24 protein-coding genes are annotated in these 25,676 nt (G+C 56.3%); 5 read left to right on the top strand and 19 right to left on the bottom strand.

What is annotated here, in order from left to right; all coding sequences use genetic code 11:
- From LJE94_11440 to LJE94_11385, 12 genes are all read right to left on the bottom strand, one after another.
- Nucleotides 1-1,230, bottom strand: coding sequence for an argininosuccinate synthase (locus LJE94_11440; protein ID MCG6910722.1), 1,230 nt, complete (start codon nt 1,228-1,230; stop codon nt 1-3).
- Nucleotides 1,227-2,417: an acetylornithine transaminase gene (locus tag LJE94_11435; GenBank protein ID MCG6910721.1), complete on the bottom strand. Its 1,191-nt coding sequence runs from the start codon at nt 2,415-2,417 to the stop codon at nt 1,227-1,229. The genes LJE94_11440 and LJE94_11435 overlap by 4 nt, the downstream gene beginning before the upstream one ends.
- The gene (gene argB, locus LJE94_11430; protein MCG6910720.1) at nt 2,414-3,292 is read right to left on the bottom strand and encodes an acetylglutamate kinase; all 879 of its coding nucleotides are present in this window, start codon (nt 3,290-3,292) and stop codon (nt 2,414-2,416) included. Before argB ends, LJE94_11435 begins: the two co-directional genes overlap by 4 nt.
- Before the next feature lie 149 nt (nt 3,293-3,441).
- Nucleotides 3,442-4,842 carry an ATP-dependent protease ATPase subunit HslU gene (gene hslU, locus LJE94_11425; GenBank protein ID MCG6910719.1) on the bottom strand — a complete coding sequence of 467 codons (1,401 nt, stop codon included), beginning with the start codon at nt 4,840-4,842 and terminating at the stop codon, nt 3,442-3,444.
- Nucleotides 4,843-4,859: 17 nt separating this feature from the next.
- Nucleotides 4,860-5,393, bottom strand: a complete 534-nt coding sequence (hslV, locus tag LJE94_11420) for an ATP-dependent protease subunit HslV (protein ID MCG6910718.1) — start codon at nt 5,391-5,393, stop codon at nt 4,860-4,862.
- Nucleotides 5,394-5,452: 59 nt separating this feature from the next.
- Nucleotides 5,453-6,394: a tyrosine recombinase XerC gene (locus tag LJE94_11415; GenBank protein ID MCG6910717.1), complete on the bottom strand. Its 942-nt coding sequence runs from the start codon at nt 6,392-6,394 to the stop codon at nt 5,453-5,455.
- A 138-nt stretch (nt 6,395-6,532) separates the two neighbouring features.
- Nucleotides 6,533-6,853, bottom strand: coding sequence for a transcription termination factor Rho (locus LJE94_11410; GenBank protein ID MCG6910716.1), 321 nt, complete (start codon nt 6,851-6,853; stop codon nt 6,533-6,535).
- 149 nt (nt 6,854-7,002) lie between these two features.
- Nucleotides 7,003-7,746, bottom strand: coding sequence for a slipin family protein (locus tag LJE94_11405; GenBank protein ID MCG6910715.1), 744 nt, complete (start codon nt 7,744-7,746; stop codon nt 7,003-7,005).
- Nucleotides 7,747-7,936: 190 nt separating this feature from the next.
- Nucleotides 7,937-9,214 (bottom strand): nodulation protein NfeD, encoded by a 1,278-nt coding sequence (locus LJE94_11400; protein MCG6910714.1) that lies wholly within the window; start codon nt 9,212-9,214, stop codon nt 7,937-7,939.
- 47 nt (nt 9,215-9,261) lie between these two features.
- Complete coding sequence (locus LJE94_11395) at nt 9,262-9,984, bottom strand: uracil-DNA glycosylase (protein ID MCG6910713.1); 723 nt, start codon at nt 9,982-9,984, stop codon at nt 9,262-9,264.
- A gap of 12 nt (nt 9,985-9,996) precedes the next feature.
- Nucleotides 9,997-10,470, bottom strand: a complete 474-nt coding sequence (locus LJE94_11390; protein MCG6910712.1) for a hypothetical protein — start codon at nt 10,468-10,470, stop codon at nt 9,997-9,999.
- 152 nt (nt 10,471-10,622) lie between these two features.
- Entirely contained in the window at nt 10,623-11,693 is a 1,071-nt protein-coding gene (locus LJE94_11385; GenBank protein ID MCG6910711.1) for a transglycosylase SLT domain-containing protein, read from the bottom strand.
- A 206-nt stretch (nt 11,694-11,899) separates the two neighbouring features.
- Here LJE94_11385 and LJE94_11380 point away from each other — a divergent pair, with 206 nt between their 5' ends.
- Nucleotides 11,900-12,256 (top strand): hypothetical protein, encoded by a 357-nt coding sequence (locus tag LJE94_11380; GenBank protein MCG6910710.1) that lies wholly within the window; start codon nt 11,900-11,902, stop codon nt 12,254-12,256.
- A gap of 22 nt (nt 12,257-12,278) precedes the next feature.
- On the opposite strand, the gene LJE94_11375 is transcribed toward LJE94_11380, so the two are convergent.
- Both LJE94_11375 and LJE94_11370 read right to left on the bottom strand, forming a co-directional pair.
- Nucleotides 12,279-13,484, bottom strand: a complete 1,206-nt coding sequence (locus LJE94_11375) for an MFS transporter (GenBank protein ID MCG6910709.1) — start codon at nt 13,482-13,484, stop codon at nt 12,279-12,281.
- 188 nt (nt 13,485-13,672) lie between these two features.
- Complete coding sequence (locus tag LJE94_11370; GenBank protein ID MCG6910708.1) at nt 13,673-15,136, bottom strand: dynamin family protein; 1,464 nt, start codon at nt 15,134-15,136, stop codon at nt 13,673-13,675.
- 320 nt (nt 15,137-15,456) lie between these two features.
- Between LJE94_11370 and LJE94_11365 the strand changes: the two genes are divergently transcribed.
- Nucleotides 15,457-16,686, top strand: a complete 1,230-nt coding sequence (locus tag LJE94_11365) for a zinc ribbon domain-containing protein (protein MCG6910707.1) — start codon at nt 15,457-15,459, stop codon at nt 16,684-16,686.
- A 25-nt stretch (nt 16,687-16,711) separates the two neighbouring features.
- Complete coding sequence (locus LJE94_11360; protein MCG6910706.1) at nt 16,712-18,439, top strand: radical SAM protein; 1,728 nt, start codon at nt 16,712-16,714, stop codon at nt 18,437-18,439.
- Here the strand turns inward: LJE94_11360 and LJE94_11355 are convergent.
- Entirely contained in the window at nt 18,419-18,904 is a 486-nt protein-coding gene (locus LJE94_11355; protein ID MCG6910705.1) for an NUDIX hydrolase, read from the bottom strand. The genes LJE94_11360 and LJE94_11355 overlap by 21 nt on opposite strands.
- 372 nt (nt 18,905-19,276) lie before the next feature.
- Here LJE94_11355 and LJE94_11350 point away from each other — a divergent pair, with 372 nt between their 5' ends.
- The gene (locus LJE94_11350; GenBank protein MCG6910704.1) at nt 19,277-20,239 is read left to right on the top strand and encodes an alpha/beta fold hydrolase; all 963 of its coding nucleotides are present in this window, start codon (nt 19,277-19,279) and stop codon (nt 20,237-20,239) included.
- A gap of 270 nt (nt 20,240-20,509) precedes the next feature.
- Here the strand turns inward: LJE94_11350 and LJE94_11345 are convergent, their stop codons facing one another.
- The 4 genes from LJE94_11345 to murJ all read right to left on the bottom strand — a co-directional run bounded on the left by LJE94_11345 (nt 20,510) and on the right by murJ (nt 25,136).
- Nucleotides 20,510-22,186, bottom strand: a complete 1,677-nt coding sequence (locus LJE94_11345; protein ID MCG6910703.1) for a nucleotide sugar dehydrogenase — start codon at nt 22,184-22,186, stop codon at nt 20,510-20,512.
- Nucleotides 22,187-22,346: 160 nt separating this feature from the next.
- On the bottom strand, nt 22,347-23,243 hold the full coding sequence (rfbD, locus tag LJE94_11340; protein MCG6910702.1) for a dTDP-4-dehydrorhamnose reductase: 897 nt from the start codon (nt 23,241-23,243) through the stop codon (nt 22,347-22,349).
- The gene (locus LJE94_11335) at nt 23,240-23,548 is read right to left on the bottom strand and encodes a septum formation initiator family protein (protein ID MCG6910701.1); all 309 of its coding nucleotides are present in this window, start codon (nt 23,546-23,548) and stop codon (nt 23,240-23,242) included. Before LJE94_11335 ends, rfbD begins: the two co-directional genes overlap by 4 nt.
- 31 nt (nt 23,549-23,579) lie before the next feature.
- Complete coding sequence (gene murJ, locus LJE94_11330) at nt 23,580-25,136, bottom strand: murein biosynthesis integral membrane protein MurJ (GenBank protein MCG6910700.1); 1,557 nt, start codon at nt 25,134-25,136, stop codon at nt 23,580-23,582.
- Nucleotides 25,137-25,317: 181 nt separating this feature from the next.
- Here murJ and rpsT point away from each other — a divergent pair, with 181 nt between their 5' ends.
- On the top strand, nt 25,318-25,581 hold the full coding sequence (gene rpsT / locus LJE94_11325; protein MCG6910699.1) for a 30S ribosomal protein S20: 264 nt from the start codon (nt 25,318-25,320) through the stop codon (nt 25,579-25,581).
- Nucleotides 25,582-25,676 lie beyond the last annotated feature (95 nt).

Here is a 25,676-nt window from a genome sequence, read left to right as displayed (position 1 = left end):
CTACCCTTTCGAATTCGCAATCAGTTTCTGGATTCTAAGCCTCAACGCATTCAACCGGATAAAACCCTCAGCATCCTTCTGGCTGTAGACGTCGTCGTCCTCAAATGTGGCGAAATCTTCGCGGTAAAGCGAGTTGTCCGACTTCCTGCCCAAAACCCGGCAGCTGCCCTTGTAAAGCTCCACTCTGGCGGTTCCGCTGACATTCTTCTGCGTTTCGTCGATCATGGTCTGCAGTAAACGCATCTCCGGTGAAAACCAGAAACCGTTGTAGATAAGTTCGGCGTATTTGGGAATCAGGCCGTCGCGCAGGTGCATCACCTCGCGGTCCAGTGTGATGGACTCCACGGCCATGTGGGCAACCCTCAAGATAGTGCCTCCGGGCGTTTCATAAACACCTCTCGACTTCATGCCGACAAAGCGGTTCTCGACGATGTCGATTCTGCCGATGCCGTGCTTCCCCCCCAGGCGGTTCAGGGACGCGAGCAGGTTGGCGGGCGTCAGGTTTTCCCCGTTGATGGACACGGGATCGCCCTGCACAAATTCGATGTCGATCACCTCGGGCTGGTCCGGCGCCTCCTGCGGCGAAACCGACAGGGTGTAAATGTCGTCCGGCGCGTTTGCCCAGGGGTCCTCCAGCACGCCACCCTCGTAGCTCTTGTGCAGCAAATTGCCGTCCGTGCTGTAGGGTTTCTTGTGCGTTGTCGGCACCGCGATACCGTGCTTCCGGGCAAACTCCATCAAAACGGTGCGCGAATTCAGGTCCCACTCACGCCAGGGGGCAATGATCTTGATGTGCGGGTCGATAGCCAGATAGCCGAGCTCGAAACGGACCTGGTCGTTCCCCTTGCCGGTGGCGCCGTGGCTCACGCCGTCGGCCTTCTCGACGGCGGCTATTTCTATCTGTCGTTTGGCAATGAGCGGCCGGGCGATGGAGGTTCCCAGGAGGTACTGGCCCTCGTAGATGGCGTTGGCACGAAAAGCCGGAAACACATAGTCCCTGACGAACTCCTCTTTCAGGTCATCGATATATATGTTGGATGCACCGGTTTTCTCTGCATTTTTCCTGATCTGCTCCATATCGTCGTCCTGACCGATATCCGCCGAAAAGGTCACGACTTCGCATTGGTACTGTTCGATAAGCCATTTTAAAATCACCGACGTGTCGAGCCCGCCGGAATAGGCCAGCACGACCTTGTTTATCTCTTTTGACACGACATTCTCCTTTCTCACACGCTTTCCAGAATTTCATCCAGGCAGGCAATTAGCCCGTCGATCTCGCTTTCCTCAATGATGAGAGGCGGCGCAAAGCGCAATATGCTGCCCTGAATGCAATTGATCAAAAAGCCCTTCTCCATGCACCCGTTGACAACGGCGTCCCCGTCGCCATTGAGTTTCATACCCAGCAACAAGCCTTCGCCGCGGACGTCCTCCACGACCCCGTGCGTTTCCGCCAGCCTTTCCAGCTTGGCCTTGAAGTACCGGCCCCTCTCCCTGCACCTTTCCACGATGCCTTCCCTCTCCATGGTGGTGACTACCGCCAGAGAAGCGGCCGTAACAATGGGCGTGCCGCCAAAGGTGGTGGCATGTGCCCCGGCCCCGAATGCGGCGGCCACTTTTTCACTGGCCAGCATGGCACCGATGGGCAGTCCGTTTCCCAGCGCCTTTGCCAGGGTCATGACGTCCGGTGCCGTGTCGTAGTGTTCATGCGCAAAAAGTCTGCCGGTTCGGCCCATGCCCGTCTGAACTTCATCCAACACCATCAGACAGCCGTTCGCATCGCACAGCTCGCGAACCGCCCCCAGATAACCGGGGGCGGGACACCTTACACCCCCTTCACCCTGTATCGGTTCCAGCAAAACCGCCGCCGTTGCTTTTCCGAGCTTGGCTTTCAACGCCTCGATGTCATTGTAAGGAACGAAATCAAATCCTTCCAGCACCGGATCGAACCCCTTCTTAATCTTGTCCTGCCCTGTCGCGGAGAGCGTGGCCATGGTCCTGCCGTGAAAGGACCTCTCCATGGCGATGATTCTGAAGCGCTCGGGCTGCCCCTTGTCGCTGAAGTATTTCCGGCACAGCTTGATGGCGGCCTCGTTGGCCTCGGCGCCGCTGTTGCAGAAAAAAACCCGGTCGGCGAAACTGTGCGCCACCAGCCAGGCGGCCAATTGGGTCTGGGGGACGGTATAGTACAGGTTCGAGACATGCAGAAGCTGTTCCGCCTGCCGGGCGAGCGCTTCAGCCACCGCCGGATGGGCATGCCCCAGGTTGCAGACGGCAATACCGGCGATGAAGTCGGTGTAGGCACGGCCTTCCGGATTCCAGAGGGTCGCCCCCTGCCCTTTGCTGAAAACCAACGGGAACCGTTTGTATGTGGCGGCAATGACGCTGTCGGCGGTTTTTATGGTTTTATCGCTGTTCATGGAATTACCTCCGTTCCTATACCGCTGTCCGTAAACAATTCCAGGAGCAAGGCATGGCGCCTTTTTCCATTGATCATCTGCACTTTCTGGATGCCGTGCGCCAGGGCCTCCAGCGCACATTCCATTTTGGGGATCATCCCACCGGAAATACTTTTGTCGGCAATCATCTGTTTGGCCCGTACCCCGTCCAGGGTCGACACCAGCCTGCCGGTTGCGTCCAGCAGCCCGTCGACGTCTGTGATCAGAATCAGCCGGCCGGCGGAAAGGGCGGCTGCCAGCTTGCCGGCGACCACATCGGCATTGATATTGAACGTTTCCCCCGACGAACCGGCACCCACGGGTGCAATGATGGGAATAAACCCGCGGGAAGTCAGGGTGTGGATGATTTCGGGATTGACGCTGGTCACATCGCCCACCAGCCCGGGATCGATGATCTCGGGTGGCTTGTCCTCGTCCTCATGGAACAGGATCTTCAGCTTTTCAGCCTGAATCAGTCCGCCGTCCTTGCCGCTCAACCCCACGGCCTTGCCGCCCTGGCTGTTGATCTGGGCCACGATGGACTTGTTTACCTTTCCACCCAGCACCATTTCGACGACATCCATGGTGGGTTCATCCGTCAGGCGCATGCCTTTGACGAACGTCGAACTGATGCCCATCTGGTCCAGCACCTGGTTGATCTGCGGGCCGCCGCCGTGCACCACTACCGGGTTCAGGCCGACAAATTTCAGCAGGGTTATATCCCGGGCGAAATCCTCTTTGAGCTGTTCATCCACCATGGCGTGTCCGCCGTACTTCACCACGATGGTCATGCCCGAAAAACGCCGGATGTAGGGCAACGCTTCGATCAAAATATCAGCTACGTTTGGGGTGTCCATATGATTGCCTGTAAAGCAAAGAGCCTAAAGCCGTTTTCATTCGATGTTCATCTTTCTATGTTCACTGTTGGATGTTCATCAGTACTTTGATCCCGTCAACTGTTTTGCAGACCCGGGGCCCCGCATACCCTTATAGCGTATACCTGTTTTCAGAGAATATACCTGCTCAAATCCTCATCGCCCTTGATGTCTTTCAGTTTTTCCTGCACATAGGCGGCGCCGATGACGATCTTCCTGCCTTCCTGAACCGTTGCGTGGGACAGGTCTGGGTTCCCCGCAAAATCGGGCGCTTCGAAAAGAATGTCTTCAAGCAGCTTTTCCATGAGCGTGTGCAGCCTGCGGGCCCCGATGTTCTCCGTCAGGTTGTTGACCTCTTCCGCTGTCGAGGCGATGTCGGCCACGGCTTCGTCCTCGAACACGATTTCCACCCCCTCTGTTCTCAACAGCGCCATGTACTGCAGCAGCAGGGCGTTCCTGGGTTCGGTCAGAATGCGGTGGAACTCGGCGCTGCCCAAGGAATCCAGCTCGACCCTGATGGGAAAACGCCCCTGGAGTTCGGGAATGAGATCGGACGGCTTGACGGTGTGAAAAGCGCCGGCCCCGATGAAAAGAATGTGGTCGGTTCTGACCGGCCCGTACTTGGTGGTCACCGTCGAACCTTCCACGATGGGCAGAAGATCCCGCTGGACGCCTTCCCGGGAAACGTCCGGCCCACTGCGGTTGTCCTTGCCGGCGATCTTGTCGATTTCGTCCAGAAAGATGATACCGGCCTCCTCGACTTTTTCGATGGCCAGTTGAACCACGCGGTCCATCTCCACGAGGTTCTGGGCTTCCTCCTCGATCAGCGTCTTCATCGCCTCCCTGACGCGCACCTTCCGCCGCTTTTTATTCCTGGGCATGAGATTGCCGAGCATGTCCTTCAGGTTGATGCCCATCTCCTCCATGCCGGTATTGGAAAAAATTTCAACCATGGGCATGCTCTTTTCGGTAATATCGAGATCCACGAAGCGGTCGTCCAGCCTTCCCTTTCTAAGCATTTCCCGCAGCTTCTCTCTCGTGGCCACCCCGTCGACGACGACCGTCCCCCCCTGGGCCGCCCCGTCCCGGTCAAGCGCTTCGCGGGATGCCCCCGGTTTGGGCAGAAGCAGATCCAGCATGCGCTCTTCGGCATTCTGCTCGGCCTTTTTCCGCACGGCTTCCTGCTCTCGCTGGCGGACGTCATTGACCGTGAGCTCCACCAGGTCGCGGACCATGGACTCGACGTCCCGGCCCACATAGCCGACCTCGGTGAACTTCGAGGCCTCCACCTTGCTGAAAGGCGAGTCGGTCAGCTTCGAAAGGCGGCGGGCGATCTCGGTCTTGCCCACCCCGGTGGGGCCGATCAGGATAATGTTCTTGGGCGCGATCTCATCCCGCAGGTCCTCGTCGACGTGCTGCCTCCGCCAGCGGTTCCGCAGGGCGATGGCCACGGACTTTTTGGCCTTGTCCTGCCCGATGATGTATTTGTCCAGCGCGTTGACGATCTCCGACGGCTTCATAGTGGTTGTCATGTCCATTTCCAATAACGTTATAATTCCTCGATGGTTACCGTAGCATTGGTGTAAACACAGAGCGAGGCCGCAATCTCCATGGCCGACGCCACGATTCGGGCCGCACTCAGGTCGGCATGCCGCATCAGGGCTGTTGCCGCGGCCTGGGCGGCGACCCCTCCCGAACCGATGCCGATGATGCCTTCGTCCGGTTCGATGACGTCCCCGTTCCCCGAAATGAGAAACATGTTCTGCGCATCGATGGCAATCATCAATGCTTCCAGGCGGCGGAGATATTTGTCCGTACGCCAGTCCCTGGCAAGCTCCACCGCGGCGCGGGTCAGGTTTCCATTGTACCGCTCCAGCTTGGCCTCGAGGCGCTCCGACAGGTTGAGGGCATCGGCGGTGGCCCCGGCGAACCCGACCATGATGCTGTCGTTGTATATCTTCCGGACCTTTTTGGCCTTGTGCTTGACCACGGTGTTGTTCATGGTGACCTGCCCGTCACCGGCCAGGGCCACACGCCCCTTGTGACGGACGGCCAGGATAGTCGTGCCATGAATTTCCTGCATTTTCAAATCCTTATATTAGCCTAATTCAGGTTTAGCTTAAACTGTTCGCGCACGCCGCACTATTTCCGCGGATGCGCTTTGTCATAGGCTTCCATCAGCCGGTCGATACTCACGTGCGTGTACTTCTGGGTGGTCGAAAGGCTCTTGTGCCCCAGGAGCTCCTGAACGACCCGCAGATCGGCGCCGCCGTCCAACATGTGGGTGGCAAACGAATGGCGAAAACCATGGGGCGACACCGGTACGGGGATGCCGCATTCCCTGGAAACCTTTTCTAAAATCCTGGCCATGGAACGCGCCGTCAGCCGGCCGTAATTTTTATTGAGAAAAGCAGGGTCGCCGTTTTCACGGTTCCGTCGCTTCAAAACCGCCCCTTTTTCTGCAGCCAGCCGTTTCCTGTAGGCCTCGAGGGAGTTCAGCGCCTTCCTTCCCACCGGAACGATGCGCTCCTTGTTTCCCTTGCCCGTTACACGCAGCGACCCGTCCCTGAAGTCGACATCCTCCATGTTCAAACCGGCCAATTCGGAAATACGCACGCCACTGGAGTAAAGGATCTCGAAAATGGCGCGGTTTCTAATCCCCAGCAGGGTATCCTCTGCAATGGAATCCAGCAGCCGGAACATGTCGTCCACCGGCAGATAGGACGGTACCGGCCGGTTCTGCTTCGGTGTCAGGACCGAGTCCGCCGGGCTGGCGGACAGATGCCCCATCCTGACGGCGTATTTGAAAAATGACCGGATGGCCGACAGTTTCCTGGCGATGGTCGACCTGCTGTTCCGTTTGTGAAGGTGACCGAGGTATCCCCGAATCGTCAGGCCGTCGACCTGCTGCAATCCCGGGCAGGGTTCCTGCCCCCCGGGGCCGTCTCCAGGCCGAAGCATTTTGCCGACATAGCGGGAAAAAGCCTCTAGATCTCTGTGGTAGGCCCGGCAGGTGTTGGCGGCATACCCTTTCTCCGTTGCCAGTGACTCTATGAAAGCAGCGACCAATTCTTTTATGGGCACGTTCTCCACTGCCTGCCTCTCTACCACCCCCCGCTGTTGTTTCACCCCTGAAGGGAGTTGTTTGGATACCGCTAGTGCATATAAATGCTAAATCCCAATATCGAAAATCGAGTTTGTTGCGTACGGTCGAGCACGCGCTCACGCGTAGCTGCGCATCTTGTGCTTCATCCTGGATATCTTGCGCCGGTAGATCATGGCCTTTTTTGCATCGTCGGCTTCCAGCGCTTCCCGACGTTTTACCTTCAGAACCTTGACTTTCTGTTTGAGTTCACGAATGGACCCGGATTTTTTCTTCTTGTTTTCCTCCGGTATCCCCTTGGCCATTTTAATGGCCGACAAAAGGTCGCCCTTGTTCATGCCGTGCACCCCGGATATTTCAGGCATTTCCAGGGCGACCCCTTTGAGCTCCTTGACGGTCATCTTGTCCAATGGTTTTTCGGTTTCTTCTTTGGCTGCCATATGTGTCTATCTCCTTTCTCTTCCCAAGCCGGGTGTTTCGTTCTTTCGGAATATTATAAACACAAGCGGAGGCTGCGCGCCTCCGTCTGCAAGGTAAACGTTTTTATTAAGCGGTTTTCTACTCGCGTGTCAATATATAACCTGCAGGTTTATTCCTTCTTTTTCAAAAAAGGGCTCAACAGATCGATGGGAATGGGGAAAAAGATTGTCGAGTTGTTTTCGGTCGACATCTCGTTTACCGTCTGAAGATATCGCAGCTGCAGAGCTATCGGATTTTTCTTTATTATTTCAGATGCTTCTGCAAGCCTGGTGGCCGCCTGATATTCCCCTTCCGCATTGATGACCTTGGCCCGCCGTTCCCGCTCGGCTTCCGCCTGCCGTGCCATGGCCCGCTGCATTTCCTGAGGGAGGTCGATGTGTTTCAATTCCACGGTGGTCACCTTGATTCCCCAGGGATCGGTATGCGTGTCCAAGATTTCCTGCAGCTCGGAATTGATCTTATCCCTCTCCGCCAGGAGTTCATCCAGCTCCGCCTGGCCGCACACGCTTCGAATGGTCGTCTGTGCCAGCTGGGACATGGCGTAACTGTAATTCTCTACCTCGATGATGGCCTTGGTGGCGTCGACCACCCTAAAATAGATCACGGCATTGACCTTGACCGACACGTTGTCGCGGGTGATGACATCCTGAGGATCCACATCCAGGGCCACCAGCCGCAGGCTCACCTTTACTATCTTATCGATGATTGGCAGCAAAATGATCAGTCCCGGTCCCTTGGCATCGATGACACGCCCCAGTCTGAAGATGACGCCCCGCTCGTACTCGTTCAATACGCGTATGGCAACGGATAAAAAAAAGATCACCAACACGACGATAGCTATGGTCGTTATCATGTTTTTCCTCCTCTCATGATGGCGTTTGGCCGGATAAGGTACATTGTCTAAGTTTCACTACCCCATCTGATTTTAGGCTCTTCCGGGGGACCCGTACTTTTGCATCCATCCCGTCTGAAAACCGTCTTTGAGCTGATCGCCTCTTATTGCTCACCCATACGGATTACCATCAATCCGGCTGAATCGAAAATTATTCGCGCTCCACGTCCAGCACCAGATTTTTAACGGCGACGACACGGACCTTGGACCCCTCCTCGATGGTCTCACGCGCCCGGGCAAACCATAGCTCACCGTGCACGAAAACCTTCCCCTCGGGTGCCAGACGCTTTTTGACGACCCCGATTTCCCCGATCAGCCCCTTCCCGCCGGTTCTAGGCTTGGCCACCTGCGCCCGAAAGGCCAGCCCGGCAACCAGAATAAAAAAGCCTGAAACCAGCAAAACCGTGGGAAGAAACACTCTCCAGGAAAGCCCGAACCCTTGGGCATCCCCCTCAAACAGCATCAGGGACCCCAGAAAGAGGGAAACCACCCCCGCCACGCTCAGAAGTCCGAAGCTCGCGATCTTCATCTCCAGAATGAAAAACACGATGGCCAAAACAATAAGCAGTATCCCCGCATAGTTGACCGGCAGAGTCTGAAAAGCGAAAAAGGCCAGGACGAGCGCTATACCCCCGATGGCGCCCGGGAAAATGACACCGGGGTGCGACAGTTCGAAATAGATGCCCGCCAAGCCGATCATCATCAGAATGTAGGCGATGTTGGGATTGCTGATGGTCTTCAATATCCTGGTGCGCATGGTTTCGTGAATGTTTTTCCGTTCCGCCCCTGCGAGGCTCAGCCGGCCCTTGCCCTCGACTTCGCGGCCGTCGATTTGCCGGACGAGGTCTTCCACATCCTCGGCAACGACATCGATGACGTTGTGCGCCAAAGCCTCTTTTTCGGTCACGGACACGCTCTCCCGGACCGCTTTTTCGGCCCACTCCACATTGCGTTTGCGCCGTTCGGCAATGCTCTTGGCAAAGGCTGCCACATCATTGGTCACCTTTTCGGACATGGTTTCGCCGATATCTCTGCCGCCACCGCCGACCGGGTGGGCGGCGCCGATGTTGGTCCCCGGAGCCATGGCGGCAATGTCGGCGGCCATGGTTATCATGACCCCTGCGGAAGCGGCCCTGGCACCCCCGGGCGACACGAATACCACCACCGGCGTATGCGCGGCATAGATGGCCATGACAATCTTGCGGGTGGCCTCGACCAGGCCGCCCGGCGTGTCCAGTTCGACAATCAGACAGGCCGCCCGATCCCGGTCGGCCTCCGCAATCCCTTTGATGATGAAATCGGTGATCGCGGGGCTGATGGCATCGGCCACGCGCATGACATAAACGTCTCCCTGGCCGGCTCCGGCGCATGTGCCAATGAAAATTGCCAGCAATGCAACCAACATGGCGATGATACGGATGGATTTCATGGCTTCACCATATGCGATGTTCGAGAATCGGTGTTGTTGAAGCTTTCCTACAACCCCATCTCGCGCATCAGAATTTGTACGTCTTCCCAGACATCGCGTTTGCGGTCCGGGTTGCGCAAAAGATACGCCGGATGGTACGTGGGCATGATACGCGCGTTCCCCATTGGATAAAGGCGCCCCCGCATACGCGATATAGGGACCTCGCTTTTGAGCAGCGTCCGGGCCGCCACGGCGCCGAGTGCACAAATATAGTCCGGCCGGATAATCGCCAGTTGTCTTTTGAGAAAAGGCAGGCAGGCGCGGATCTCGCCGGGATCCGGATTTCTGTTGCCCGGCGGTCGGCACTTGATGATGTTGCAGATGTAGACGTCTTCGCGAGCAAGCCCCATGGCTTGGATGATCTTGGTCAGCAGCCGGCCCGCCGGCCCTACAAAGGGGCGTCCCCGCTGATCTTCCTCGTAGCCCGGCCCTTCACCCACGAAGACCAGGCGCGCCTCGTCGGCGCCCTCACCGAATACGGTATGCTTGCGCGTTTCCGACAGGCTGCAACGGTCACAGGAACGCACCTCCCTTTGTATTTCCGCCAAATTATCTCCGGCAACCGCCGGCGGGCGGCCCCAGCTTTTAAGCGTTTCCAGATGGTCGGCACCGCCGTCAAATCCTCTCAAACCCGACGACGCCAGATACGTCAGGGTTTCGGAAATATGTTCGAGGGTCGTTGCCAGTTCTGCGGCGTCCCCCGGATTGCATTGCTCCACTTGCTTGACCATGATGGGTGTCGCTCACTCCGTTTTTATCAATCCTGCATCGATCTCTTCCGACTTGGGGGAAACCCAGATTTCTACCCGGGTTTTATGGTCGAAATCATCCTCGGTGATGGTAATAATGCACCAGCGCGTATTTTTTTCAAACAGCAGCAGAGATCGTGGAGATCGAAACGAAGTCGCTGCTTTCCAGTTGTCCCTGGACATGTTGCTATCGAAAAATCCGATCAGATTCTCGGGCGGCACCCTTCCCTTCAACGCCAAGACACCGGCCGACAGGGGGCCGATCCTGAAAACAAAGCTGCGCTCCTTGTCCCTCTTCATGTTCTCCGGAATGAGGATATCGTCAAAATCCAGATAAATCTCCTCGGGAGCGGTCTTGAAATCGCCGCCCGTGGCGGCGGCATCTCTGCGTTTCAAGCCGCTGCACCCCCCCATAACGGTTACACAGAGAGTTACCGTCAAAGCCCATACCAAAGCTCTTTTTGCCATGCCCGCCCCCGCGAGTGCCGTGGCCGCTTCATCACCGGATAAAGCGTACCGTCGTTTGAAGATTGCTCCCATTTTACATGCACGTGCGCTAAAAAGTCAAATTCCCGCATCTAATTTAAAACGCTCAACTTGGGTTGCACCATACGTTCACACTAGGGGTGTTTTGGATGAATGATCAGCTCGTCGCCCGGATGGATCGGTGCCGTCAAATCGATGCGGTTCCAAATCAGCAGCGCCGGAAGAGGCACTTTGAATTTTTGGGCGATCACCGAAAGGTTGTCTCCCTCCTTGACCACGTACACGCGCTCGTCCCGGTTCTCCCGATAAGCGGCGTACGCCTTCTGCAGACGCTCTTCGAACCCCTGGTCCGCGCCCGTGGGGATGCTGATTGTGTGGCTTCCCGATACCAGGAAATGCCCCCTGATTTCTGGGTTTAATTTTTTTATGATTTTGAAGCTCGTCCCGGCCGCTTCGGCGATAACCGCGACGGGCATGTCGTCAAAGCACTCGATATCGACCCGCTTTACCTGCATGACGGGATAGGCCTCGCCGGGAGAAAGGTGGAAACCGTATCTTTCCGGGCTTGTCAAAATCAGCTTGGCCGCCAGAATCCGGAATATGAACCGTTGCGTTTCCAGGGGAAGGTAGAGGTGATAGAAATTGTCGCTGCCCTGTATCATCATCTCGGCCTCGATGCCCTCTTCCCCCATATTGTATGCGGCGGCCGCCATCGTCCAACTGCCGGTTCGGACACGCAGATCGTTTATATAGGCCGAAGCCGCTTTCGTGGATGCGAAAAGATTGCGCCGCTCGTCTATGCGTCTGTCTACCCTGAGCCCGTAGCGCCTGGCCGTGTCGGCCATAAACTGCCAGAAGCCGACGGCGCCTTTGGCGGAACCGGCGTGGGGGCGCAGCGCGCTTTCAATCACCGCCATGTACTTGAAATCGTCCGGCAAACCGTTTTCCGCCAGTACGGCCTCGATATGCGGCATGTAGCGCGGATACCGTTTGAACCATAGGATCACCTGGGGCCTGTCCCAGACCGACAGCAGGATCTCCTTTTCCAGACGCTCCCTCACATCGCGCTCCTGCAGGGGTACGGATTCACCGCAAAAATCGAGGGATTCAATCCCCCGGATCGCATCCATGAGGACCGGCACCGCATCCGCCTCCGCCGCACCGGCCTGGAAAATCGGGGAAAAAAAGCATATGACCATGAACATTGACAAGCATCTGTGCATCGATATCATCATTCCCCTTAAAACGTTTACCCCAGCGTTGCAATTGAGGGGTTTACCTGCCGTAGCCGTTGTGTTACTCAGGAAAGCGAGATGTGCCAGAGGTTATCCTACCACCGGACATGAAAATTTCAAAATATAAATTCAACCGGGTTTCTATCGCAAGATGAATCCACATTGAAGGATTGAATATGGACCTCAAAGCAGCGGTTATCGCCTTTTCCCAGAGCGAAAAAATCAAGGCCGGCCTTATCTGGTCTTCACAAACCATCGAAATGCACGCCGGCATTTCCGAACAGGACAAAACCGGTGCCCGGCAAATCATCGGCGCGCTGTTGAGTATGGTTGCCAACGAAGTCCAGGTGGCCATGCGGATGGCGCCGGACGACCGCTGGGAGGAAGCCTTGAAGCACCTCAACAAGGCCCTGGTCATGATTCGTTCCAACATTCCACAGGAAGCGCCTTTCCACATTTCAAGGGCCCTGAGCCAGGTCACCAGTGTCGGCCAGGCCTCCATGTCCCTGCTATCGGAAAAAAAGATATTATGAACGCAGATAGAATTGCGCCAATTCACATCATACGCCACCCCTTCAGGCCTGCGGAAAGCGAAGCTATCGCTGCCAGGCTGATTGCCGCGGATACCAGCCCCGTGACGGCAATTCCGCCGGCCATCCAGACCGGTCCGCCGACAAGGGCCCCCGCAACCCGGCCCAGCCCTGCTGCGGCCATCACCGCCGCTATCATGGTAGCCCGCGAGCCCGGCAGTATTTCCGTGAAAAGGGCAATACTGGTGACAATGGAAAACTCAGCAGCGAGAAAAATCAGAAAGATGCCCGCAAAGGCCATTGTCAGTCCGTTTCCGAAAAAGGGGATCAGGGCATAGCTCATGACCGTGGCGCAGGCGCCGATCAGCACCGATTTTTTCAGTCCCAAGCGATCTGAAATCGAGGCCGTGAGCCCTTCGCCGCACAGTTCGGCCAAACCGATGACGGCGGTCCCCGCTCCCAGGGCGGCAATGCTGATACTGAAGGAGGCTTCCAGCCAGGCGCCGTAGACAACAAAAAAAACGTCGTTGGCGGCGTTGAAAAAAAAGGCGAAACCGACGGCGCCCAGGGCCTCCCTGCTTTTGACGAGGGATTGAATCATGGCAAGCCAGCCGTTCCTGTCCTTCCGGCATCCAGCCCGCTGCCGGTCCCTCGGAAGCAGAAACGCGAGCAGGCCGAGCCCTGCCAGGGCGAGTATCCCCAAAACAAAAAACGGCACCCGCCAGCCATAAGCCTGCATCAGAAAACCGACCGCGGGAATGCCCACAAGGGAGCTTCCGGCCCAGCTGACTTCCAGAAAGCCCACGGCCTGCCCCCTGCGTTCGTAGGAAACACGCTCCCCCACAAAAGCCTGGATGGCGGGATCGAAAATAGATTTTCCCAAACCTGCCATGAAAAAGGCCAGCATGACAACGCCGTAAAAGGGTAAGCATGCCGCGCCCAGCATCCCGACAGCAAGCGTCAACAGACTGCCGAGCATCATCACACGGTATCCGGCACGATCCGACACAGGACCGAAAAACAGTCCGATGACGGCGGTGGCCTGATTCAGCGCTATCAGGGAAGTAATCGCCGTCAGCGGAACCCCCAAGCCGCGTCCCAGGGCCGGCGCGAAGGGGTAGACGAAGCGCCGGGACGTGTTCAGCAGTATTCTGCAGACAATCGCCGTACCAAGGCTCCACATAAGACGCGGGGATCTGATTTCTGAAGGTTGCGACAAACCGGCGCTCATGGATCGTTCCTGGCGGCGTATAGAGGCGTCATATAGTGCGGGGAAAGGGACCTTTTGTCGATAGTAGATACCCCGGCCCATAGGACCCGGCACTGATCTGACCCTGGAAGGGTGTTGTTTTGATACCGCTTACGCGTATAAATTCTGAATCCCGATATGGTTTAGGATTTCGGATTTCGTGCTTGGGGTTATGATTTTTCGGCTGCTTTGCGAATCAGCTTTGACTGACTGGCAACCCACTTGTCCATTTCGACGGTGTCGTCCTGATCCAGGGAAGCCAGCTCGTTCAACGCCTCGCGGATCTCCCGGGCACCGCTTTTGCACACCCGGTTGACGGAATCATATTGACTGCGCAGCTCCCTCAAGGGGAAAAAGCCGGCGGTCTTGTCCAGGAATTTGGCGACATTCGCACGAATTGACGCCCAGGTGTCCCTGCGAGTCTGGTTCTCCAGGGGCGTCAATTCATCCAGATGCTTCATGCGTTTTTTTCTGAAACGACGGTAAAACATTTTTTTCAATGCCGTCATCCAGACGACCAGCAACACTAAAAAGGCACCGCCGCCGACCCCGTACATAACAATGGGATCTCCCAGGGGGAGGACCTGTGCGGCACCCAGGGCCAGGAGTCCCAGAGCGGCGGCGATGGCACACGACACGAACCCGGTCATGGTAAAACGCACCTTGAAGCGGCGAAACTGAGCTCCGTAGCTGACGAGTGCCTCCAGGAGGTGCGCCAGCCGCTCCCCGTGGGTTTCCACGAAAGTGGCCAGGTGATCCAGCCGATGACGCGGCGCCTCCAGGATGGCCTTTTTCAGCGCTTCCCGTTGGTTTTCCAGGAGTTTCAGAAAACTGATATCCCGCTCCTTCCCATTGATTACGAGGTCCACGGCACCGGCTGAATAGGTTAAATGAATGGTCGGTATATCCTTGCGTCCGGTCATCTGGCTGAGGTTCCAGCAAAGCGTTCCGTAGACGTGGAGCAGATCCGTTAGCGAAACGCACTCATCGATACGGTTGAGAACGAAGAGAACCCGGTCCTCGAAGGTGCGCGTCGGGAGGGTTTCCCTCAGGCTGGTGTGCGCTTCCCGGACGGTTCCGGCCTTGTGCGGGTCGAAAAGGACCAACACGAGATCGGCTATCTGGGCAAAATCTCCAATCACTTCCTGGTAGTTGTACCCGCGGTCCCGTTCGGTAATGCTGTCGAGCATACCCGGGGTGTCGATGACGGCCAGGTTTTTCAGAAACGGTGAGTTCACCTTTTTCAGGCGAAAATGCGAAGCGAAGCGCTGGCCATGTTTTTTGAGCGATTCGAAAGGATACTCCGGGTCGTTCAGTAAAAACTTGCCGTCCCTCTCCTCGGTCACCCGTATGGTTCCTTCGGAGGAAGCGGTTCCGTCATAGGTGATTACGGTGAAGGAATCGTCGGTCGGGGCCTGCCCCGTATCCTGAATGTCGGCACCCAGGAAATCGTTGATCAGGGTCGACTTCCCTGAAGAATAGTTTCCCAAAACCAGCACCTGGGGACGCCATTTGATGTTAGTTTCCAGGGGGGCTTCGCTATAGCCGTATTTTATCGCCACGGGGGTCAGGTAGTCTTCCACCATGGCCAGCAGGTTCGTTCTGAGCGAAGTGATAAAGTTTTCTCGGTCCATCCGATTCTCCAGCAGCGCCTTCCCGTTCGATTCGATGCCTTTACAGCGGTAATCGTTGGTGGAAAGTATCAGAGCAGCAATTTCGTGTCAACAAAAGGCTTTCCGGAAATAATCAGCGGCGGGTTCGGGCGGGAATTGCTGAAACTTGACCTTACTGGCTGAAAATGATACGCATATGAGGTTATCGAGCAACTGGTACCCGATCTAAAAGAAGTCTGCGCACCATCCTGACGCCTGAATTGGAAGCAATGCACGCGGCTCGATTGCGTCTGCACCGCATGCTTCCGAAAACAGGTGCAATGTCTCAAAGGAGGGGTCGAATGGATGACAGTGTAGTCAAGTGCCCAAAATGCGGCCATGATAACGATGCTTCGTCTGAAGAATGCGAAAAATGTGGTGTGACCCTGGCACTCGTGCTGCGCGGAATGAAAAAAACCAAACCTCAAGCCGAAAAGAAGGTCCCCAAAGGCCCCGAACCGACACCGCTGCAGAAATGCCCCAAATGCGGGCATGCAGTGGCGGATGGGGCCGTGGAATGCATAAAATGCGGCATTATCTTTTCCAAGTACTTCGAAGTTCAGGAAAGGATTCTCAAGGAATCACAGGACAACTTAGAAGTCCCCCCAGAGGAACTCAAGAAACAGGCGGAACCCCCAAAAGAGGCAACGCAACCGGACGAAACCGCGGAAAGGGCCGAAGCCGAAGCAAAAAAACAGGAAGCTGCGCGTCGTGAAAAGGAAAAAGCCCGCATAGAGACTCAAAAAGCGGAACGCCTGAAAAAGCAGCAGGAAGAAGCCGCCAGGGATGCAAGCCGGAAAAAGGCCGAAGCCGAGGAAAAACCGCCGCTGGAAACACCCCCTGAAGTTACCGGTGGAGAAGAACACAAACGTATCGCCCAACTGGAAGCGGAAGCCGAAAATCTCCGGGCAAAAAGCCAAGCCCTGATAAATGAAAAACAGGCGCGCGAGAAGGCGGATATCGTCCAAAAATCCCAGCAGGAGCAGGAAAGGCAGGATATCCTGCAACAGGCCCAGGATGCCCGGAACAAAATATCCGCGCTGGAAAAGGAGGCCGACGCCCTGAAACAGGATGCCGCAGCCGCGAGACAGGAGACTGAGGCCCTGAAAAAAGAAAAGGAAGCGCTCGAAGCGGCCGAGAACCGGCGCTTGGAACAGGAGCAACAGGCAGCCGACGCCCTGCAGAAGGAACGGGAGGACGCCCGCCAGCGAACCCAAACCATCTTAGAGACAGTGCAACCGAAGCCGACCATGAAAGAACTGTTGAAAAAGTATGAAGGTGAAGCCATCGGCATCAACGTTGACGACCCCGCGGAAATCAAAAATGCCATTCTCGCCAAGGTTAATGAGGACCATTTCAGCATTATGGTCCCGGAAAACGAACTGGTGCACAGCTACCCCTACAGCCACATCGTATCCATCGTGGAGGGCGTGAAGGGGGTCCCCCTCGACGCGTCGGAAGAAGCACCCCAATTTCCCGTCGTTATCAAAGTTTTTCACCTGATGGTCAAAAAAAAGTGGGGATTCATTTAGCACGTTTCAATCTATAATACCCACCATGCGCATTTTACTGATCTATCCCTATTTCCTGGAGAAACGCATCCACGCGGAGGAAATCAGCGTACCGCCCATGGGCATCTATTACGTGGGAGCCGTTCTCAGGGAAAATGGGTACGACGTCGATGTTCTCAACTGGCACGATATCCACAAAACCCCGCAGTGCATTGCCGCAGCCCTGAAAGAGAACGAGCCGGACGTCATCGGCTTCTCGATTCTTCACGCCAACCGCTGGGGAGGGATCGACATCGCCCGCCAAGCAAAAGAACTGAATCCACGCACGAAAATCGTTTTCGGCGGCATCGGCGCCACCTTTTTATGGCGTCACCTCTTGAGCCATTTTCCTGAAATCGACTTCGCGGTTCTGGGAGAAGGCGAGCTCACTTTCCTGCAGTTGGTCAAGGCGATCGATGAAAATGCCCAGGAGCGTATTCCCGCAATCAAGGGGCTTGCGTTCAGGCAAGGCACCCGTGTCGTACGTACAGAAGCCGCGGAGCCCATCGACGATCTGGACCGGCTGCCGGTCCCCGCCCGGTACTTCACCTACAGCCACGTCGCTTTCACGCGCGGCTGCCCCGGGAACTGCACCTTTTGCAGCTCCCCCCTTTTCTGGGGCCACAAGGTGCGTGCCCACTCCCCGGACTATTTTGTCGACCAGCTCGAAAGGCTCAACCAAAAAGGCGTGAATCACTTTTATTTTTCAGATGACACCTTCACCTACCGGGCGACAACGGTCGTCGACATCTGCCGTGAAATCATCAGAAGGGGACTCGATATCACCTGGGCCGCCATCTCGCGCGTGAATTACATCAATGACGAAATCCTGAGCTGGATGCGCAGGGCGGGTTGCACACAAATAAGTTTTGGTGTGGAAAGCGGGGAACCCGGCATCAGAAAGCGTCTGAACAAAAAGATACGCACGGAACAGGTCGAACGCGCCTTTGCCCTGACACAAAAGTACGGGATCATGGCCCGGGCTTACTTTATCTACGGCTCCCCTGGAGAAAACGACGCCAGCATCCAGGCTTCCATCGATCTGATCGACGCCATCAAACCGCTGAGCGCTATCTTTTACATTCTGGATCTGTTTCCCGGCACCCGGCTCTATGAAGATTTCAAGAAACGCCACGGGGTAACCGACGACATCTGGCTGGAGCGTGTGGAGGACATCCTCTATTTTGAAACCGATCCCGACCTTACCGAGCAGATGATCCTGGATTTCGGCCGGCGTTTGCGCTCGGCATTTTACGGGCGTCTGCATCGTTACGTTGACCGGCTGGCGCTTGTTCGGAACCCTTCTTTTGACCAGCTGCATGCCGACTTCTGCTCCAGGCTGGCCATGACCTTCGGCCATGGCGATTATACCGGCATACCGGCCATAAAAAAGCCGCGGAGAATTGCCGAAAAACTGTACAAAAAGGCCCTCGGGTATCACCCCGACCACAGGGCTTTTCTGGGGTTGGGCATGCTGTATCAAAAAGAGCAAAGGTTCGAGCAGGCCATTGAGATCCTTGTGGAGGGACTGGGTCATTTTCCAGAGAGCTTCGACCTATCCCTCTGCCGGGCGATAAGCCACATGAACTTGGGGGAATTTGAAAGCGCGCTTGAGCTGCTGCTTGACTTCAAGGATCGGGCGCCGGCCCGTGAATACATTGCCGGGTGCTATCAGGCGATGGGAGATGACGCCGGCGCAGCTGCCTATGGGGCATTAATCTACAACGAAGGATAGTGCCTTTGGCCTGAGTTTCCTAAATTGCCTGATAATGTATTCGTCGGCTGAAAAAGCCATATCCGGGAAGTCGCCGTTAATATGAAACCACCCAAGCTCTACGATATCGTCGCCCGGCTCAGGGCAGCCTTTTTTGACGTCCGCAACCACGGTGATCACCAGTGTATGGAAATCCCGTGAGAGAAAATTAGAGTTGACGTTCAGGATTGAGTTGACTTCAATTTCCAAGTTTGTCTCTTCTTTTACCTCCCTAACCGCCGAAGCAACGTAATCTTCATCGAACTCGATAAATCCTCCGGGCAGGCACCACTTGCCGGCCTGAAAACTGCCGGCCGCGCGTTTTCCGAGAAGGATCCTGTCTTCCTGTTCGATAATGACAACCACTCCCGGGCACGGGTTTCTGTAATGAACATACCCGCAGTTTGGACAGGTCGGCCTTATTCTCAGGCTCTCTTCCCTGTTCACGCATTCCGTACCGCAGACCGGACAGAAATTAAAATTCTCAAGGCCCGAATTACGTTTCCAATCGTAGGATTCAAAAAAATATTGTCTTTTCATTTTAGGCGTAAGGTTTCAGCGTCGCGGCAAAATTTTTGTCTTGATTCTTCACACCTTCTTCATTAGTTTTCGCTCGGATAACCGGCATCAGGATAAAAGCCCCTGGGAGGGGCCGGGATCTTGGCTGCGTTCCGACAAACGGAGGAAAATGCCGACAGCAGGGACTCGTTTTTTTCAATTCAACGGCTGCCGCGTTTCCATCATATAGCGCGGCAGCGATAATGCAAGCATAACCCCCGCGAGTTGCAACGCTGGGGTAAATTGAGCGTTTCAAATGCGATGACAAGTAGAGCCTTCAACCCGCCTGTGTATATCCGTCACCCTGCCCTGCAGACCGTGATGGCGAGCGCCCGCCTGAGGAGGCTGGGCAAAAATCCCATGATAGGAGCCTCCCGGGAGCACCTCCTCGATGGGGGCAGCGGCATCCGCTTGTCCGGATTGCATGCACCCGTTGCGGAAAAACGCGCCAAGGGGTTGGTCATTCTGCTGCACGGCTGGGAGGGCAGCGTCAATTCAACCTACATGCTCAGCTGCGGCCGATATCTCTTCAGGCACGACTTCGCCGTTTTCAGGATCAACTACCGGGACCACGGAGACAGCCATCACTTGAACAAAGGCTTGTTCTACGCCACCCGACTGGAAGAGGTTTACCGCGCGGTCGAACAGGCCGCCCGCTTATCAAACGGTCTGCCCGTTTTTCTGGCCGGGTTTTCCCTGGGTGGTAACTTTGCCCTGCGCATCGCCCGCCTTTGCAGGGAAAGGCCCATCCCGGGTCTGGCGCACATCGTCAGCATCAGCCCGGTTCTCGACCCGGACAAGGCCACCGACAGAATCGACGGAAATCCCCTGCTGCTCTTCTATTTCATGAAAAAATGGAAACAGTCGCTGAATAGAAAGCAGCGTCTTTTCCCGGACCGCTACGATTTCACCGACATCCTGCGCCTCGGGTCCATACGGGAGATGACCGACGCGCTGCTGGAGCGCTACTCCGATTACCCGGACACTGCCACCTACTTCAGAGGCTACGGGGTCCGCGAAAGGAACCTGGCGCAGATTCCGGTCCCCACGACGGTCGTCACGGCGGCGGACGACCCGGTCATACCGGTTGCCGATTTTTACCGCCTTCGGACACCGGCAACCGTGGATCTCATCATTCACGATAGAGGCGGGCACAACGGCTTTATCGACAGCCTGCTCGGCTCCGCCTGGTACGACCGGTTCATGCTGGGCCTTTTCTCATAGAGATACGGCCCAACCCGGATAAACCGGAAAAGATAAAGCTCATTTATCACGAAGACACGAACGTCCAAAAACACGAAAAAGACCATGAAAATTTTCGTGCTTTCCCGCTTTCGTGATTGGCATTACTTTTTCGGACCTATAACCAATAACAAGGTAAACGCCTGCCGGCCGCGGGGCGGTATTATTCCTCGGCAATCGTTGTGCCCTATTTTGGGTTACAGACCCGTATTTTTTCCATTACATATCACTTGGCGGCTTTTGGGCGCAAAATTAAGACTTATTGCTGAGGAGCGACTTCTTAATGCGCTGTACGTGGCCGCGCCCCAGTCCCTTGACCTCGCATCCCAATTCAAAATAGCGGCGGATGGAATCATCGTCCAGAATCCCGAAGCAGTCGATCACGGCAACCGGACAACCGGTCATCTCCAAAACCTTTTCAGGAGTGAGCGCCAGGTAGTGCCGATGTCTTACCGCCAGCACGACCGCATCCACCCCTTGCAGGGTTTCCGGCAGGTTTGCCTGCATCCGCATGCTGCCGAGATCCTCCTGGTTGCGGAAAAAGCGGGACCACGATTTACCCGTGGCCGGGTAGGTGTCCTGCTTTTCCAACTCCCACCAGTGCTTGACGTAGGGATCGTGAACCACTACCTCCCCGCCCATCTCCGTCAGCTTGCGTACGATGAGCTCCGAACCGCTGTATCGCGTGTCGCCGACATCTTCCCGGTAGGAAGCGCCCAGGAGCGCGACCCTGGACGCCGCAACGATTTTGCCCATGTTTCTCAACGCGTCCCTGACAAGCTCCGCTACATGCAGCGCACGCGTGTCGTTTATATCGATGGCTGCCGGGGTAATCTTGAAGATGTCATCGTCGAATCCCATCAGGGTGTTGTAGGCCCACACGCCCAGCCCCCCGTCCTTGGGCAGGCAGTAGCCCCCGATGCCGGGGCCGGGAAAAAGGATGTTGGAATGGGTCGGTCTCACCTTGATCGCCTTGATTACCTTGGTCAAATCCACCTGGTTCCGCTCGGCGAAGCGGCTCCACTCATCCAGAAAGGCCAGAATCGTTGCCCGGTATGAATTCTCCACAATTTTGCAGGTTTCACTCTCAATCGGACGATCCAGAACCGTCAAGGGGTATTCATCGACGTTGAGCACATTGGACAAAAACTGCTTGACGCGGTCACGGGCAACATCGTTGATCCCGCTGCAGACCCTCCAGAAATCACGAATGGAGGCCACGTAATTCTTGCCGGGCATGACCCTTTCGAAGGAGTGGGCCAGCAGGGGTTCCGTGCCCTGTATTCCCCTTTTTTCAAACGCTTTTTTAATGATCGGATAGGCCACGTACTCGGTTGTTCCGGGCGGAACCGTCGTTTCGATGAGAACCAGGCATCCGGCATCGATTTTCTCGCCGATCACCTTGAGACTGTCTTCGAGGGCCGCTATGTCCGCGTGCCCTTTACGGACATCTCCCAAGGTCTCTTTCTGGTAATCACACTGAACGTCAACCACCACCACATCGGCCAGTGAAAGCGCCTCGTATGAAAAGGTGGCCGTGAGGTTTTTGCGCTGCCGGACACAGCGTTCGATCAAAGGGGCGACCTCGGGGTCCTCGGCCTCGACCGGAGCCACCCCCCTGTTCAGGTAGGGAATCTTCCAATATGATCTGGTCGAGGGCCGCTGCATGCCGATGACAAAATAAAACGGATCGTCCGTCCCCTTCCGCGTGGAATCGGCCACCACTCCGGCCATGACCGCCCCTACAAACCCGACCCCCATTACCACAACGATTTCACGCCCCTTTTCGCGCTGAGCCGCTACTATTTTCTTCAGCTTCTCATGCTCTTCCCGGTAGGCGGCCTCGTCGGGCAGGGGAAAGGATTCACCCGAGGGACACACACTGACCGTCTCGGCCGGCAGATGTTCATTGCTTGTATTTTTCTGCATGTTCACGTCACTCCTCTCTGTATTCCTCAATGAAAAGTCACCGCGGCAAACCGCTGGAAACCGTCCGGTCAAACAGCACCAACCAAATCGAAATCGCTATCGAAACGGCCCCCACCCGATTTCGATTCGCAGGAAAATTGAAACGTATTCTCTAAAAAGATTATTCTGCAACGCCCTTCCGGCGATACAATCGGTCCAGCATGCCCGCCAGGCTCTTCTCCCACGGCGGCGGAACGATGCCGAACGCCGCTTTGATCTTGGAACAGTCCAGAACGGAATTGGCGGGCCGTTTCGCCGGCGTGGGGTAGGCGGAGGTTGGAACCGGTTGGATGCTCCTGACGTTGAAGGTCTCGTATCGGGCGGCGATCTCGAACACCATGGAAGCAAAGCCATGCCAGGTAGTGTGCCCGCCGCCGCAATAGTGGTAGGTTCCCCAGGGAGCGTCGCCTTCGCGCTGAAAAGAGCCGACGATATCGAGAATCGCCGCAGCCAGGTCGGCCGCATCCGTGGGGCAGCCCTCTTGGTCGTCCACAACGGTTAGCCGCTCCCGGTCCCTGCCGAGGCGCAGCATGGTTTTGACGAAATTGTGCCCGTGGACACTGTAAACCCAGGCGGTGCGAACGATGACATGCGCCCTCAGGATATCCGCAACCTGTCTGTCCCCGGCGGCCTTGCTTTCGGCGTACACCCCCAGGGGGGCCATGGGGTCGTCCTCTGTGTAGGCACCTTCCTTGTCGCCGCCGTACACATAATCGGTCGATATGTGAATCAGCGGAACGCCTGCGGTGGCGCATGCGGCTGCAATATTTGCCGGGCCGTCCCGATTGACCTGAAAGGCGATCTTCCGGTTGCTCTCGGCAAGGTCAACCGCCGTGTAGGCAGCCGCATTGACCACAAGGTCGGGGGCCGACGCTTCCACCAGGCGGGCAACGGCCCGCATATCCGTTATATCGATCTCTTCGATGTCGACGCCGATCATGGTCAGGCCTTTTTCCGCCCCTCTGTTCTGAAGCTCACGGCCCACCTGCCCCTTCGATCCGGTAACCAGTACCTTCATTCTTCTTTCCCCTCCGTGGCAACGGAATGCTTCGGCTTCAGAATCACCTCGTCTTTTCCGATCATCCCCAACTCCTTCCTGGCCACGCTTTCAATGTACTCCGGGTCGTTGCGAAGCCGCTCGATGGTCCGGTAAAGGGCATCGTTCTCCTTCTTCAGGCGCATATTCTCCTGCAGCAAGCGGTCCCTTTCACTTTTCAATGCAAAAAAATCTGACAGCCCCTTGTCGCTGAAAAGGATGAAGATCAACATGGGAAACAGCGCCAAAACGGCCAGTGAAAGCAGAATTTTTTGTTTGTTGTCCATATTCGCAGACCACCGGCTTCGACCAACCATCTTATTTCCGCCGCAACGCCCTGACAAGCCGACCGAGTTCAGGACTGCCGGACACAAAGGCCAGGATCGCATACACGGCCACTCCGGCCCCGATGGCTCCAATGACGCCGACCCCCAGCAAAAGGGATGAACGCTGGTTCTGCGGCAGCATGAAACGGGCCGCCCCCCAAACGACACCCCCCATCACGACTGAATTGACAAAGGACCTGAGGGCCGATGACAACATCCCGCGCCAGTCAAGCATCCCGATCCTGCCTCTCAGGGCCCAGATCAGCAGCCCCAGGTTAACCATGGATGCCAGCGAGGTTGCCAGCGCCAGCCCCCCGTGTTTGAGCGGATGCATGAGGGCGATCCCCGCAACCAGGTTCACGACGATAGCGACCACCGCCATTTTGACCGGTGTCCGGGTGTCCTGCAGGGCGTAAAACACGGATACCACGATACGCACGGCGGAAAAAGCCCAAAGACCGGCACAATAGTACAACAGGGCAACGGCTGTCAATCGTACGGTTGCGGCGTCGAAGGCTCCCCTTTGGAACAGAAGCCGAACGATGGGTTCCCGCAAAACCACCATGCCGACCATGGCCGGCATGGTGATGAAAAACACGAAATTCAGGGCATGGCCGAAGGTGTCGCGCAAACCGTCGAAATCGGACGCGGCGACCTGCTTCGACAAACTGGGCAGAACCGCGGTTGCCGTCGCAATGGCAAAAATCCCCAACGGAAACTGCACCAAGCGGTCCGCATAGTAGAGATAGGAAACGCTGCCTTCGGGCAGCAGCGAAGCAAGCAGCGTTCCGATCAGTATGTTGATCTGATACACCGCCGCACCGAACACGGCCGGAAGCATCAACAGGCCGATGCGTTTCAAGCCCGGGTGATAGATTTTTGTCTTCTGCCAGAACCGCAGCCCGCTTTTGGCCAGAAACGGCAGCTGCAGCGCCAGCTGCAGCAAACCGCCGGCAAGCACCCCGGCCGCCAGTCCAAAAACCGGTTGTTCCAAGCGTGGGGAAACGAGCAATACGGATGCGATCATCGCCAGGTTCAGAAACACCGGGGCCAGTGCGGGAGCGGCAAAATGGCCCAGTACGTTAAGTATGCCCATGCAGAGGGCCACCAGACCGATGAAGAAGATGTAGGGGAACATCAGGCGCGTCAGGTCCACGCAGAGCCGATACTTTTCAGGCAGCGCCGTAAAACCCGGTGCGATGACCTTGATGATCAGCGGGGAGAGCAGGATGCCCAGCACCGCTACCGCCGCCAGTATGGCCGAAAGCATGCGCATGGCGGACCGGGCAAGACGAAAGGCTTCCTCACGCCCCTGGCGGGTGAGGTATTCGGAAAAAACGGGAATGAAAGCCACCGTCAGGGAACCTTCGGCAAACAGCCTGCGCAGCAGATTGGGGATCCTGAAGGCCACGAAAAAAGCGTCGGATGCCATACCCGCGCCGAAAAAGCCCGCGATGACGACGTCCCTGACGAATCCGAAGATCCTGCTCAAAAACGTCGCCCCCCCCACGATTCCCGCAGCCCGGGTTACCTGCCTGTTTTCCGTCATCGCTGCCGTCCGTCGGGAACTGACACCGGGCCGGAAAGGAGGCCTTTTTTGCATCCCAGGCGTTTTGCGGTGAAGGGGCCGGAAAACAGGGGGCGTTGACAAAAAGCTGTTGACATCTTATTCTGGCTTCTATATTTAAATTTATTTATACGAAAATCAATCTGGAAAGGAGTTCAAAACATTGGCCAATCATAAATCAGCGTTGAAACGCGCCCGGCAAACAGAAAACAAGCGGATGCGCAATAAAACGACCAAAACCAGAGTGAAAAATGTCGTCAAGGACGTGCGCCTGGCGGTCGGAGACGGAGCCAACGACCAGATCGTTGAAAAGCTGAATGCAGCGAAATCCACCATCGACAAAGCCGCCAAAAAAGGCGTTATTCACAAGCGAGCCGCCGGCAGGAAAATATCCCGTCTGGCCAGGCTGGTGAATTCAGCCTCGTAAACGCCTTACGACAAAACCGCTACCCCGTATTCGACTCCGTCCCGGTCCCGTACCGGACGGAGTTTTCTTCCAGGTTTGTAGATATTCGCGAGAGC

Source organism: Deltaproteobacteria bacterium (genome assembly GCA_022340465.1).
Taxonomy (GTDB): Bacteria; Desulfobacterota; Desulfobacteria; order Desulfobacterales; family B30-G6; genus JAJDNW01.
The sequence above is the reverse complement of the archived record's forward strand: the minus strand, read 5'-3'. Positions and strand labels throughout refer to the sequence as shown.